The following is a 14,273-nucleotide window of genomic DNA, read 5'->3' as shown; positions in this document are numbered from 1 at the left end:
GATAGTTATTCAACCTCTACCGCTAAGTCGGTATCAACTTGTGCTGCTGGTTTGACGGCGTGATACAGTGCCGATCCCGACGCTTTAAACTCAGCCGACTTTTGCGCCATAGCCTCGGACGGATTTATGGCTTGAGCCATAGGTTGAGTTTGATAAGCACTGGCGGCAGAGACTTCAATCTTAAGTGCTTCTGCTTGTTGAAGATTCGCGGCATATTCACGCACTTCGTGGGTTATTTTCATCGAGCAAAATTTAGGCCCACACATTGAACAAAAATGAGCCACTTTTGCTGATTCTTGTGGTAACGATTCGTCGTGGTAAGCACGAGCGGTATCAGGATCAAGGCCTAGGTTGTATTGATCTTCCCAACGGAATTCAAAGCGGGCTTTGGATAACGCATTATCACGCACTTGTGCACCTGGATGACCTTTAGCGACATCAGCAGCATGAGCTGCAATCTTGTAGGCAATTAAGCCTTGTTTTACATCTTCTTTGTTAGGTAAGCCTAAGTGTTCTTTGGGGGTGACGTAACACAACATCGCCACGCCATACCAAGCCATCATGGCAGCGCCAATCCCTGAGGTGAAGTGATCATAACCCGGCGCGATATCGGTAGTTTGTGGGCCTAAGGTATAAAAAGGCGCTTCGTCACAAAGGGCCAATTGCTTTTCCATATTGACTTTAATCAACTGCATTGGCACATGACCAGGGCCTTCGATGATGGTTTGCACATCATATTCCCATGCAATTTTAACCAATTCGCCTAAGGTTTCTAATTCTGCAAATTGCGCTTCATCATTGGCATCGGCAATTGAACCGGGGCGCATACCATCGCCTAACGACAAGGACACATCGTATTGGGCGCAAATCTGGCAAATATCGCGAAAATGCTCATATAAGAAACTTTCTTGATGGTGGCTTAAACACCACTTAGCCATAATTGAACCGCCACGCGACACAATACCGGTAAGGCGTTTGGCGGTCATGGGTACATAACGCAATAACACCCCAGCATGGATGGTAAAATAATCTACTCCCTGCTCGGCTTGTTCTATTAGCGTATCTCTAAATACCGCCCAACTGAGATCTTCGGCAACGCCATTAACCTTTTCTAATGCTTGATAAATCGGCACAGTACCAATTGGCACAGGCGAATTACGGATAAGCCACTCACGGGTTTCATGGATATAACGTCCGGTCGATAAGTCCATGACGGTATCGGCGCCCCAACGAGTTGACCACACCAGTTTTTCCACTTCTTCTTCAATTGACGATGTCACCGCCGAATTACCAATATTGGCATTCACCTTCACCAAAAAATTACGCCCAATAATCATAGGTTCGGTTTCAGGATGGTTAATATTGAGTGGGATAATCGCTCGACCTCGAGCGACTTCATCGCGGACAAACTCAGGAGTGATCAGCTGACCAATATGCGCACCAAAAGCCTCTCCTGGTGCCTTTTGAGTCAATACGGTGTCAGTTACTTCAGCACGAGCCATGTTTTCACGAATGGCAATGTATTCCATTTCAGGGGTAACAATACCTTGGCGAGCATAATGCATTTGGGTCACGCATTTGCCCGGCTTGGCTCGCTTCGGCGCAACTAGGGCATCAAAACGCAAGTGATCTAAGCCATCATCAGCAAGTCGCTGTTGAGTAAAACCTGAACTTGCACCGGTTAATTGCTCGGTATCTTGTCGCTCATCAATCCATGCTTGACGGATTTTAGCTAAACCTTGACGCACATTAATCTCGGCAAGGGGATCAGAATAAGCGCCAGCACAGTCATAGACCATGATAGGTGGATTGGCTTGTTTAATGGGCTTTGCATCGGTGCCGCCAATGACGGTTTCAGTTTGATTAACCTGACGCATAGCAACGTTGATATCTGCACGACTACCCGTTAAATAGACTTTTTCAGAATTAGGATGTTGTAACGGTTTAAGGGTATCAATAAATTGTTGAGCATTAGCTCGAGTTTGACGACGGTTTGGATTTGACATTAGCAACCTCATTATTAAGAGTAGAGTTGCTTGTCTGGAGAGGTGTTGATAGCAGCAGTAAACAATAAAAATACTATCGCTTACGTCAATAACCACATAGAAAAATACTAAAGTAATAACTTAACTGGACATATAAACCGATAAAAAACTCGGAGGTAAACGTCCATTTACTGTCTTGTTAAAACGTTATTATCTTCCCAATAATAATGATTATTACGCTTGTTTCCTTCGCAGGTTCTAGCCTGATCAGGTTCAACGGATCCCGAATAAACGGTCTCAGCCATAATGGCACTCCGACAAGATGTGCATCAGTATAGGCAAGCTTTAAACAAAATATCAAGCCCTAACTATCATCTATTGCTATGACATCTATGAGTTAACATGCCGGCATTAGTTTAGCTTTATCCCTTATCTATCGTATTCACTCAACACTTGATGCATATATTTATAAAGGTGCGACATCATGTCGCACTCTTCATATTTATTAGCAGGTTATAATTTATTAAGGTGAACAATCTCCTTTGAAATTAACTCATCAAAGGTTTATAAAAAAACAATAAAGGTGATAGCTTTGACGCACAAAGTAATGCAAACCATTAAATTAACGAATAACGCCCCATGGGCTTACTCATCAATTGCATTGGCAGTAACACTGGCCATAACGCCGCAAGTAAGAGCTGAATCTTATGACATACAAAACAGCCAAGGTGTTGAACATGTCAAAGTACAAGGACAGCAAACAACACATAAAGACCTACTAGGTTCGGCTGAAAACCTCTTAAAAAAGCAAGGCGTCGATTTCTCTGAGGCTGGCGGTGTGTCAGCCTTACCCATCTTAAACGGCATGATGGGCGATCGGATCAAAATCCTTATTGATGGTAGTGACATCACTTCATCATGTGCAAACCAGATGAACCCGCCGCTCTCATATGTATCTGCAAATCAAATCAGTTCAACGCAAGTCGTCGCGGGAGTCTCTCCGGTAAGTGCTGGCGGTGATAATATTGCTGGTGTGATAAAAATCAGCAGTTTAAACCCACTGTTCACTGATAGCGACGCTGTAACATGGCACAGTGGTAATGTTTCTAGTGGTTATCGCAGTACCGATGATGCTTTTCTTGCTGGCGTCAATGCCACCGTTGCCAGTAAAACGTTAAGTTTTAGCTATCAAGGGTCATTTGAAGATGCCAACAGTTATACCGATGGTCATGGCGATAAAGTACTCGACACCCTATATCAATCTCAAAACCATGCGCTAACGGCAGCTTGGCAAGATGAGACCCAACAAGTAGCCATTAAGCTCACTCATCAACATATTCCTTATCAGGGTTTCGCTAACCAATATATGGATATGACTAACAATGACAGCTATGGAGCGTTAGTGCGTTATCAGCGTTCACTAGAAAATGATGCCGAGTTTACAGCACAAGCCAATTGGCACAGCGTCGAACATGAAATGGGATTCTTTACTGACGAAAAAACCGGCAAGATGCCGATGGAAACCAAAGGAAAAGATTATAGCTACCAGTTGCATTGGCAATTACCCATAAGTTCAGACAGTACCTTGTTGATTGGACAAGAATATTATGTTTATCAACTTGACGATACTTGGCCCGCTATCGAAGGTTCATCTATGATGGGACCTAATGATTATGTCAATATTAATGACGGCAAGCGTCAACGTGCTGCTCTTTATGGTGAATGGCAACACACTCTAAATAGTCGTTGGTGGTTATCAGCTGGCGTCCGATATGAATACGTGTCAACAAACGCTGCTGAAGTACAACCCTATAACACTATGGCGATGATGGGCATCACCAATGTCAATGCCATAGCCGCAGATGAATTTAACAGCCTTTATCGTAAGCGTAATGACAATATTATCGACGCTACTCTTCTGGCTCGATATCAATTGAGTGACACTGAAGTCATAGAGGTTGGTTTAGCGAGAAAAAGCCGAGCGCCAAATTTATATGAACGTTACAGTTGGGGTCAAAGCACCATGGCAACAACCATGATCGGTTGGTTTGGTGATGGAAATGGCTATATAGGTAACCCAAACCTCAATGCCGAAACAGCACATACCTTAAGTACAGCCTATAAATTGGTACAAGATGACTTAGCCTTCAGCGCTACCGCTTGGTACAGCAGAATAAATGATTATATTGATGCCGATGAGGTTGATAGTTTTAACAAAACACCTATGACTAATACTCGCCGCAATATTTTACAGTTTACCAATGTTAACGCGACTCTGTTTGGGGCACGTATTGATGCTGAATACCAACTAGCAGAAAACCGCAGTGGCAAATGGCTCATGGTTGCTAATGCCACTGCCACTCACGGCGAAAGAGATAACGGTGACGAGCCTCTGTATCAAATAAAGCCATTACAAACTGAACTTGCTCTTCACCAAGAACTTGGTGATTGGAAAAATAGCCTTAGCTGGCAATGGGTCGCGAGCAAAGATCGCGTTGATAGTCAGCGCTTAGAAAATACAACCAACAGTTACTCTCTGCTTAACTTAAGCAGCAGTATCCAATGGCAAGGTGCAACAATGACTGTCGCCGTGAAAAACTTACTCGACGAATATTATCAACTGCCTTTAGGCGGGGTCAGTATTGCACAATACAAAACAGACAACAGTAACGGCTTTGAACAAATAGCCGGAGCTGGACGATCGCTTGAATTGAATATTAATTACGCATTCTAGTGCTGGGTAGATACTAGCGAAAAAAGTATCGATTACAATTACCTTAAGCCGTCGAGATCACATTGCTTAGCTATATATTTTCAGTATTAAAAGCACCCACTATGACCGGAACTGAGTGGGTGCTGCTGAGCAGCGGTGATAGTTATCAATAATGGCAACAGCCAAGATGCGATATAGCCTCGAATGAATTATGTTTAAATAAATAAAAGTTAGCTTTTAGACGGAGTCGTCAGCCAAGACGCTACAATTCATACTGCGGTTAATTGTATGCAAAACAAGCTCGATAAAGCGGCTTACTTGATGGGTAGGATTTAGATGTCACCTACCCTAAGGATAATGTTTTGCTTTGCGCCGTAATGGCTATTTACTCAATCTGATGCTGAAATCACTCTGTGGTTATCTCGATTGGCTTAAGCATTCAGCTCCGTCTTAAAATAAAAAAGCCTCTACATTGCTGTAGAGGCTTTTTTATTTATTTGGCGGAGCGGACGGGACTCGAACCCGCGACCCCCGGCGTGACAGGCCGGTATTCTAACCAACTGAACTACCGCTCCAAAACGGTTTGTATACACTTAATAAAACTAACAATATTAAACGATTTACTGTTTATTTTATTAAGTGCAAACAGGTACTTGAATGGCGGAGCGGACGGGACTCGAACCCGCGACCCCCGGCGTGACAGGCCGGTATTCTAACCAACTGAACTACCGCTCCACACAAGTGCGATGAATAATAAAGTTGTGATAATTAATCGTCAACTGTTTTTTAATTGTTTTAGCTCAATTAGTCAAAATTTGCTCAATTGCGCATTTTGTGACTAAAAAACACTCAAAATATTAGTTTTTATCATCAGGCATAGTCAGGTCAATATCGTCTAAATCAACACTTTCAAGCAGACCCTCTTGGGAATTTTGATTACTTTCAGGATTTTGCTTTAGCCTTTCTTCTGCTGCAGCCATCGCTTTGGCAAGAGTCTGCTTTTTACGCCATATCACTAAGCCCACAACACCGAACAAAAACAGTATTCCGTTGATGGTAATAATCCAGAACATTGCATTATCTTTAGCCTCTTGCTCTTCAAATTCAGCTTGAATAGCCGCTTTTTCAGCCAGTTCTTCAACCGATGGAGCCGGAGCTGGAGGCTCAATCAAATTAAAAAACATTTCAGGTAAATTCAGGACAATTTCACGACCATCGACAGTCGTGGAGAACGCATGCCCTTGAACACGATAACTGCCATATTCGGTCACTTTAGGTAAAAAGAGAATTTGATTTGCACTGGTCACGGTTTGAACGGTTAAAGGCAGCGATAAACCGGCAGGACCAACTAACTCAAATTCAAAATGTGTTTGTGCCAGTATCACCACTGATTCATCAACCGCTAATTGGATCTGCCATATCTCTTTTAATGGGTCGCTATTAGGCACCATTTTAACCTGTATTGGTTGTGCTGAAAGCTCAAAAGGCATTGTATATTCGCGCTCAAACACATTATTTCGCGCAGTGACATTAAGCACATAATGACCCGCGGGTTGTTGCAAATTTTGGCTGCCAGTAAAGATGCCATCGTCTGGAACTTCATCAAACAATTCACCATTGTCTTTATATTCGCCAACAATAACAGTACCAGTAGCAAAATTATCGTCAGTAGCAAGGTGTTGACTGGTGAAACGAGCGGTCCATTCCACCATATAGTCTAAACCCGGCATTCTCATGGTTAAATCATCACCTAACAGCCTTGCCGTCACCTTCAAGCGTTCGCCCTGATAAAGAGGCTGAGGTAAAGGTTCCACTGCAATATCGAGTGCAGAAATTTTTTGAATGGTCGATCCTTCCACCACACTGCCTAATAACTGCCAAGGACCAGGCATCGGCTTCTCAATATAAATCATGTCGGCAGCAATACCGTCAACCCACTTGACGGTTTGTGGATGACGATTTGAATACCATTTACTGCCATCGGGTAAAATCACCACAACGGGGGCTGAACCATAGCTCCGTTGGATCACTAATGTGAGATGATCAACCATATGATCAATGCGAAAACGATTTTTTAATTCTGCAGCTTGCGATGCAGCTACCACTGAAGCTTGGGCAGTAGATTGCCAAACTAAGATGATACTTAGCAAAAATAAATAAGAAATCGCTAGATAACCGGCACGAATGGCACTCATAAAAGTTGGTTTACCCTCTCCAGAGACATTTACCTGACTTCTCAATGAGATCAAGTCGTTGTTCGTGTAATAGTAATTCATCGGCTGACGCGCCAACGACTTTAAGATTAAACGCTGCAGGATCGATATTTTTTATCCCGCCGCCCTCTTGGCCCGCTTTTTCATTAGACAAATTAAACTTAATTTGTCCACCGGTCATGATTAAATAAACGTCAGCGAGAATTTCAGCATCAAGTAACGCCCCATGATAGGTGCGACGTCCATTGTCGATGCCATAACGTCGACACAGTGCATCTAGGTTATTTTTTTGGCCAGGATGTAACCTTTTGGCAATGGCTAAACTGTCTAAAATACTGCAAATATCTTTGGTTTTGGGACCAACTGGATTGAGTTTGGAAAACTCATGATCCATAAAGCTAACATCGAAGTTAGCGTTATGAGCGACAATTTCAGCACCATCAATAAAATCAATAAAATCTTTGGCGATTTGGTGAAACCGTGGCTCATTGGCAACACGATCATTGGTAATGCCATGCACTTGAATCGCTTCTTCATCAATGGCTTGACCAGGATTAATATATTGATGATAAGTCCTGCCGGTTAAACGGCGATTAATCACCTCAACACAACCAATTTCAATAATGCGATGTCCCACATAAATAGGGCCACCAGCTTGGTTCATACCTGTGGTTTCGGTATCGAGAATAACTTGACGACTTGCACTAGAAATAATGTTCATATTTTTTACTCATTCAGCCCTCGCCTTTGTATAAATTGAGTATACTGGCGCGAATATTTAGCTATGGTAACAACTTGATGGCCGAACTCAAACAGCTGTATATCTTTACTGATGGTTCTTGCTTAGGAAACCCAGGACCGGGTGGTTATGGCGTGGTAATGAAATATAAACATCAGCAGCACGAAATGGCTGACGGATTTTCATTAACGACCAATAATCGGATGGAGCTTTTGGCTCCAATTATCGCATTAGAAGCCTTACATGAGCCCTGTAATATCATTTTAACCAGTGACAGTCAGTACATGCGCCAGGGTATTATGACGTGGATCCATGGCTGGAAAAAAAAGGGCTGGATGACTTCAACTAAGCAACCAGTTAAAAATGTAGATTTATGGAAACGTTTAGACGCAGTAAGTCAATTACACAAAATTGACTGGCGCTGGGTAAAAGGCCATGCGGGCCATATTGAAAATGAACGTTGTGACGTGTTAGCCCGAAAAGCCGCAGAAGCTAAACCTCAACAAACTGATGTTGGATATCAGCCCGAATAAGAGTCAAGCTCATTATTTGCATATACTTAGGAATTTTTGGGCTTTATCAACGCTTTTTCAACACCTTGGGTATTTGTTAATCCTGAACGACCTGCCGTTGGCGCCGGAGACCAGGTAGGCGCTTTTATTTTGGATTTATCTTTAATGGGTGTTAGCGGAGTGGTCATTTTTCGAGCTACGATTAAATAGACACTGCCCGTGCTAGGTAACCAGTTAGCAATACTTTTTTGCCACAATGGAGTTTGCGGGCTTTTTTTAGCTTGATGGCCACGGTTATCCGCACCTTGTCCTAACAACGAATGATACATTAAACGCTCATCCGCTAAGACTTGATAGCCCAATAACCCAAGCCAATCTTTCACTCTAGATGGCATAAAAAACTGCCCACTCCAAGGTAATTGAGTTTGATACTTTGGTAAAATCTTACCAATAAAAGCTGGACTGATAGGGTTAAAACCGACAATGAATATATAACCACTGCTAATGAGAACCCGGTCAAACTCACGTAAAATTTGGTAGGGATCTGACTCGAACTCGAGTAAAAAACAACTTAATACTGTGTCAATAGCACTTTGCTGTATGGGTAAATGGTGTGGGTCAGCCTGAATACTGGCATTTGTAGCGTCATAAACAGAAAAATGCCGAGTAATACTGCAAGATAAACTATTTAGCTGACCACTTAACGCCCCAACCTTGAGTAAATGATAACCAAATATACGGGGCCACCAAGGAGCCAATTTAGCTTCTATCTCGGTTTGCAATAACTCACCAAAAGGTAAATCTTGCCAAATAAGGGGTTTTAACATGAAGCCCGCCAAGGTTTATTGTGCAAAAATGTTGTATTGATTAGATTCACTCTACCATAAGGTATTTAATTTTCAGCTAAGCATAATTGAAACTTCGATCTGTCTTTACTTGAAGTTATTAAACGATATCCGTTACCCTAACAGATAGTCAATCATCACACGAGTCAGATTATGCTTAACGTTCATACCATTGCAGCTTTTAATGACAACTACATTTGGTTAATCCATCAAACAAACAGCCTTAATGCTTATGTGGTTGATCCAGGTTGTGGTCAAACTGTTATCGATTATTTAGCCACTACCGATCTAAACCTCATTGGCATATTGATTACTCATCATCATAGTGATCACACTGGCGGTATCGAAAAACTGCAACAACACTTCAATGATAACTTGACTGTTTATGGACCCAGTAACGAGCGCATTGATGGATTAACCCAGCCGTTGACCCTAGAGTCAACGATGAGTATCGATATTCCACATTTAGGACTAACTCAAGTCATGGCCGTTCCAGGGCATACTTTAGGTCACATTGCTTATTATATTGACGATAAATTATTTTGTGGCGACACCCTATTCAGTGGCGGGTGTGGACGTTTATTCGAAGGAACGCCTGAGCAAATGTTGCATTCATTAACTATGTTAGCCAATTTACCTGATAAAACTCTGGTTTTTTGTGCTCATGAATATACCCGGTCCAATCTGGATTTTGCCTTACATGTCACGCCAAAAAATTTACAATTAATTGATTATGCCAATAAAGTGGATCAATTACGCTCACAAAATAAACCAACCATTCCGAGTTCTATCGCGACAGAAAAAGCCATAAACCCGTTCCTTCGCTGCCATTTAAATGAGACCCAAGTCGCAATATCCGCTAAGGGCAGGATCGACAATATTAATGAGATTCAATCATTTACTTTAATAAGAGAATGGAAGAACCAATTCTAAAGTAACATGAAAACACTTTAATAAGACAAGCTAAATAATTTAATCTACAATGCCAAACTGAACTAAAGCATGACCAACAGAGTCTCATAGGCACTTGGTATGTTCGAGCCTTTATTTTAACGCCCTGAGAACTTGAGGAAGTGTATCTTCAAATGAAAGCAAACTTATTTATTATTGCTGGTAGCATACTGGCAATAACAGGGTGTCAGCCCCTTCAAAGTACTAGCCCGCAAACAGATATAGATCAACAGACTGTCGCCATAAACGCTAAAAGCAAAAAGTCGTCGGCAGTAACACTAGATGAAATAGAAGTACAAGTTTCCGAAGTCAATAATCTATGGCTGCGGATCGGTAATGAAATGACGCTACCGATAACAGACAACGAATTAGTTGCTCGCTATCGACAGTGGTACATCGATAATCCCAAACATTTAGAAATTATCACTCAACGCGCTAGCCCATTTTTGTATTATATTGTCGATCAACTCGAAAAGCGTCATTTGCCTATTGAACTGGCCTTATTACCGATAGTTGAAAGTGGTTTTGATCCACTAGCCTATTCCAGTGGTCATGCCTCAGGCCTTTGGCAATTAACCGCACCAACTGCCACGTCTTTTGGGGTAAAAACTAACTGGTGGTACGACGGTCGCCGCGATGTGGCCTCGTCAACTAAAGGTGCATTAGACTTAATTCAGTACCTTTATCCTAAAATGGATCAAAATTGGCTTTATACACTTGGCGCATACAATTCAGGTGAAGGTCGAATTTTAAATGCGATTAAGCACAACCAAGCTCGCGGCAAATCAACAGATTTTTGGTCGTTATCGTTACCCAAAGAAACGGCACATTACGTCCCACAATTATTAGCATTGGCTGATGTCATTAAGCATGCCGATAAATATGGCATAACGTTAACGCCTATCGACAATGTGCCGCAAATAGAAGTTGTTCCTATTGAGAGCCAACTTGATATCAACCTAGCAGCCGATTTAGCTCAAATTGATATAGTTGACTTAAAGGCACTCAATCCGGGTTTAAAGCGTTGGGCAACTGCACCACAAGGACCGCATCAATTAATATTGCCTAGTGATAAAGCAACAAACTTTAAACTTGCATTAGCCACTATAGAACCAGACTCTCGTATTAACTGGGTTCGCTATAAAATTAAGTTTGGTGACAGCATCAGTCGAATTGCTGACCAATTTGAAACAACAGCATCTTTAATTAGAAGCAGTAACGGTATTAAAGGCAATAACATTATTGCTGGACGATTTTTAATTATTCCGGTTGCTGCGAAAGACCCAGATTTAGCGACTATGACAGCAGACCAAGTTCTCGCTCGTAAAGCAGTTGTGAAATCTAGCCCCAACAAGCAAAGCTATACGGTAAAGTCTGGTGATTCATTATGGAAAATATCTCAGTCACAACAAGTGACTGTGGCACAATTAATGAAGTGGAATAACCTGACAAAACAGTCAACGTTATCAATAGGTAAAAACTTAGTTATTTATCCAAATGAAATGACAGCAAGCACCAGTAATAATGAAAAAACGGTTAACTACCGTGTTCAATCAGGTGATTCGTTAGCGCGTATAGCAGTAAAATATAAAGTGACGGTGGCAGAGTTAATTGAATGGAATAGTTTGCAAAACAGCAAGCTAATTCAACCTGGTCAAATATTAAAATTGATTATGACCAATAGCTAACTAACATTACTTCTAAGATGATTATCCTATAACAGTTTTCACCTTAGTACTGATTTTGGATTATAAAAAAGGACAAGTATGCACTTGTCCTTTTTTTATGTTTTAAGATTAATAGCCATGCTAACTTATTAGGTGCTTATATCTGTGTGGCAACAGATATTCTAGGCAAACTTCACCACCTAAGTACCTTGTAGCTAACGTTATCAATAAAGGCTGTAGTCACAATAAGCGACGACAGCCTTTATTCTCAACGAGAATGAATTTAAATCCCTAACTTCTTAAATAACCCCTCTTTTAGCTTTTCTTTAGCTTTATCGGTTTCACCTTTAAGCTTGCCTTCCAATAATGCCTTCGTATCAATGCCAAACTTAGGCTCTTGGAATGTGCCTTTTATGGTTAGAGGAATATCGACACCTTTAAGCGACTCATCATTAGCGTCACCCTGTCCTGACAACGACCCAACGACACTCGTTGTTAATGCATAATCTAAGGCTTCTGACGCGATGTTTGCCGTCCCTTTACCCGCTAAACGAATTAAGGGGGCAGCCATGGCCAAATCAGGATTAGTCACAACGGCATCTCTCATGGTGAAACTGCCAGTCAGGCTGGTAAAGTCAGTTTTTAACTCTTCTTTACTGGATTCAGACAAGTCGCCTTTTAATTTTTGCTGAGCACTACGGATCATCTGTGGAATGTTAACCCCATAAAGCGAACCATCAGCGACTTCAAATTTACCAACGGCATCAAGGTTCTTTTTCAGATTATCAGCAATTAAACTCGAGCCGCTGCCTTTAACTTCAAAGCTTGCAGTACCTGAAATTAAATCCACTTCAGCCGCATCGGTTAAAAGTGGACGAATTTGCACACCAATCAATTTCTTATCAAATTGATATGTTGGCACTGCCTTGCGAGCATCCAATTTTGCACTTAGTGCTAACTTGCCTTGGTATAAGTCAGCGGTAAGCGACGACAAGTTCAAGATACCTTTATTGATAGCCATTTTCATTTGCCAGTTTTGCGTGAGCATATTGCTGACTTTAATCGATTTAGCCGTTAAATTTAGGGTGAGATCTACTGATTTAAGTGCTGACAGATCAGGCTCTTGAGTCGATACTGTGTCGGTCTTTGTGGCAGACTCTTCAGTATTACCTTCTTGCTTTGGGAACAGCGCATCAAGATCAATATCACCCACGTCTAAACTCATCGCAATTTTAGGAACGCTATTAGCATAGTTAACCTTAATGTCCCCGGTGGCAGCCAAGTCCATAGCAGACATTCTAGTCAATTGCAGATCGATAGTTTTGGCATCCAGTGCCATTGTCATTTGTGTCGTGAGCTCAGCGGTAACCGATTTATTCGGCAAGCTGTCACCTTTGGCGTTATGTACCATAGCAAAATCATTAATAGTGACATGATTCAATGCTTGATCAATTTTGACTTTACCTTGTCCAGATGATGCAAGCTGCATATCTGGCAATGTCGCAGAAAACTCATAAGCAAAATCAGCAAACTGACCCAGGCTAAACTGACCTAAGGTAAAGCTTTTTAAATTAAAGGTCTGCGTCGTATTGCTGGCCATATCAATGAGGTTAATATTGGTATTCGTCAGTTCAATACCACCTATATCTAATGTCTCTAATGACATAGGTTTGGCATCATTGGTTGCTGCAGTTTGTGGTTTATCCGCCGTACTTTTTGACACTAATCCATCAAAACTGGTTGTACCGTCTTTTTGCGTAACCAGATTCAGCGTTAAACCATCAAGCTTTAATAAATCTACTTCAATCTGTTGGCTAAATAATGGCATTAGCGCCACATTCGCAACAGCCTCATTCACATTGAGCATGGATGCAGGAGTAAAGCCATCTGGATTAGTAAGAGTTATACCACCGAGCTTAATGCCTAAAGAGGGAAACACACTCCAGCTTAAGTCTTGGGTAATTTGTAAATCACGACCGGTTTGTTTTTTAACGGCATCAACTATTTGCGGTTTAAAGTTATTAAGGTCGAAAAACATTGTTAAGTAGACGGTCACACCTACTACTAGAGTTAGCACAATTGCTAATAACCATTTTACTACTTTCATTGTTGCTTCCTTGTCTGTTGATTGTTTACGCTAAAATAGTAAGATCTAATGCCTGCTTACTGACGGCAACACCATTTAAATCAGCATAGATCATCATTCCAGGAAAGATGCTGACACCCGCAATCTCAATAGCTACATTGACATCACCAACATCTTTTTTATCCGTTTTAATCGGATTTGTACCTAATGCTTGCACACCGATCTGCATAGTATTAATGGCACCTGCATCACGAATACAGCCATTAATAATGATACCTTCCCAACCATTGTCATATGCATTGAGAGCTATCATGTCACCTAATAGCGCACGTCTAGTCGAACCGCCGCCGTCCACAACCAATACTTTTCCTTGACCATTTTTGGCTAATTCAGATTTAACTTTGGAATTATCTTCGAAGCATTTTACCGTCACTACTTCACCGTAAAATATCGGCTTAGCACCAAAGGACTGCCATGGATTAGGCAATAAAACTAATTGCTCAGGGTAATGATCGAATAGATCAGGTAATAAATCTAGCATAAGTCCTCCTTGAAAATCAGA

General features: G+C 41.5%; 10 protein-coding genes, 2 tRNA genes and 1 riboswitch. Of the genes, 4 read left to right on the top strand and 8 right to left on the bottom strand.

Going from position 1 to position 14,273, the window contains the following annotated elements; all coding sequences use genetic code 11:
• Positions 1-5: 5 nt before the first annotated feature.
• Complete coding sequence (gene thiC, locus H5164_RS11195; RefSeq protein ID WP_182756154.1) at positions 6-2,006, bottom strand: phosphomethylpyrimidine synthase ThiC; 2,001 nt, start codon at positions 2,004-2,006, stop codon at positions 6-8.
• 206 nt (positions 2,007-2,212) lie between these two features.
• A riboswitch (TPP riboswitch) is annotated at positions 2,213-2,312 on the bottom strand.
• A 280-nt stretch (positions 2,313-2,592) separates the two neighbouring features.
• Here thiC and H5164_RS11190 point away from each other — a divergent pair.
• The gene (locus H5164_RS11190) at positions 2,593-4,719 is read left to right on the top strand and encodes a TonB-dependent siderophore receptor (RefSeq protein ID WP_182756462.1); all 2,127 of its coding nucleotides are present in this window, start codon (positions 2,593-2,595) and stop codon (positions 4,717-4,719) included.
• 477 nt (positions 4,720-5,196) lie between these two features.
• On the opposite strand, the gene H5164_RS11185 is transcribed toward H5164_RS11190, so the two are convergent.
• From H5164_RS11185 to dnaQ, 4 genes are all read right to left on the bottom strand, one after another.
• Positions 5,197-5,273, bottom strand: a tRNA-Asp gene (locus H5164_RS11185).
• A gap of 83 nt (positions 5,274-5,356) precedes the next feature.
• Positions 5,357-5,433: transfer RNA gene (locus tag H5164_RS11180), tRNA-Asp, on the bottom strand.
• Between the two features lie 122 nt (positions 5,434-5,555).
• Positions 5,556-6,893: a TIGR03503 family protein gene (locus tag H5164_RS11175; protein ID WP_182723666.1), complete on the bottom strand. Its 1,338-nt coding sequence runs from the start codon at positions 6,891-6,893 to the stop codon at positions 5,556-5,558.
• A 10-nt stretch (positions 6,894-6,903) separates the two neighbouring features.
• Positions 6,904-7,632, bottom strand: a complete 729-nt coding sequence (gene dnaQ, locus H5164_RS11170; protein ID WP_124018165.1) for a DNA polymerase III subunit epsilon — start codon at positions 7,630-7,632, stop codon at positions 6,904-6,906.
• A gap of 77 nt (positions 7,633-7,709) precedes the next feature.
• Here dnaQ and rnhA point away from each other — a divergent pair, with 77 nt between their 5' ends.
• On the top strand, positions 7,710-8,183 hold the full coding sequence (gene rnhA / locus H5164_RS11165; RefSeq protein ID WP_182756152.1) for a ribonuclease HI: 474 nt from the start codon (positions 7,710-7,712) through the stop codon (positions 8,181-8,183).
• Between the two features lie 26 nt (positions 8,184-8,209).
• On the opposite strand, the gene H5164_RS11160 is transcribed toward rnhA, so the two are convergent.
• Entirely contained in the window at positions 8,210-8,989 is a 780-nt protein-coding gene (locus tag H5164_RS11160; protein ID WP_182756150.1) for a methyltransferase domain-containing protein, read from the bottom strand.
• A gap of 171 nt (positions 8,990-9,160) precedes the next feature.
• Between H5164_RS11160 and gloB the strand changes: the two genes are divergently transcribed.
• Positions 9,161-9,940 (top strand): hydroxyacylglutathione hydrolase, encoded by a 780-nt coding sequence (gene gloB, locus H5164_RS11155; RefSeq protein WP_182756148.1) that lies wholly within the window; start codon positions 9,161-9,163, stop codon positions 9,938-9,940.
• A gap of 152 nt (positions 9,941-10,092) precedes the next feature.
• On the top strand, positions 10,093-11,646 hold the full coding sequence (locus tag H5164_RS11150; RefSeq protein WP_182756145.1) for a LysM peptidoglycan-binding domain-containing protein: 1,554 nt from the start codon (positions 10,093-10,095) through the stop codon (positions 11,644-11,646).
• Between the two features lie 262 nt (positions 11,647-11,908).
• Here H5164_RS11150 and H5164_RS11145 read toward each other — a convergent pair whose 3' ends face one another.
• Together H5164_RS11145 and H5164_RS11140 are read right to left on the bottom strand one after the other, a co-directional pair.
• On the bottom strand, positions 11,909-13,732 hold the full coding sequence (locus tag H5164_RS11145; protein ID WP_182756143.1) for an AsmA family protein: 1,824 nt from the start codon (positions 13,730-13,732) through the stop codon (positions 11,909-11,911).
• Between the two features lie 25 nt (positions 13,733-13,757).
• Positions 13,758-14,252: a putative 4-hydroxy-4-methyl-2-oxoglutarate aldolase gene (locus H5164_RS11140; RefSeq protein WP_182756142.1), complete on the bottom strand. Its 495-nt coding sequence runs from the start codon at positions 14,250-14,252 to the stop codon at positions 13,758-13,760.
• Positions 14,253-14,273 lie beyond the last annotated feature (21 nt).

Source organism: Shewanella sp. SG41-3 (assembly GCF_014164545.1).
GTDB classification, from domain to species: Bacteria; Pseudomonadota; Gammaproteobacteria; order Enterobacterales; family Shewanellaceae; genus Shewanella; species Shewanella vesiculosa.
Note: the sequence above shows the minus strand (reverse complement) of the source record. Positions and strands in the feature narration are given on the sequence as shown.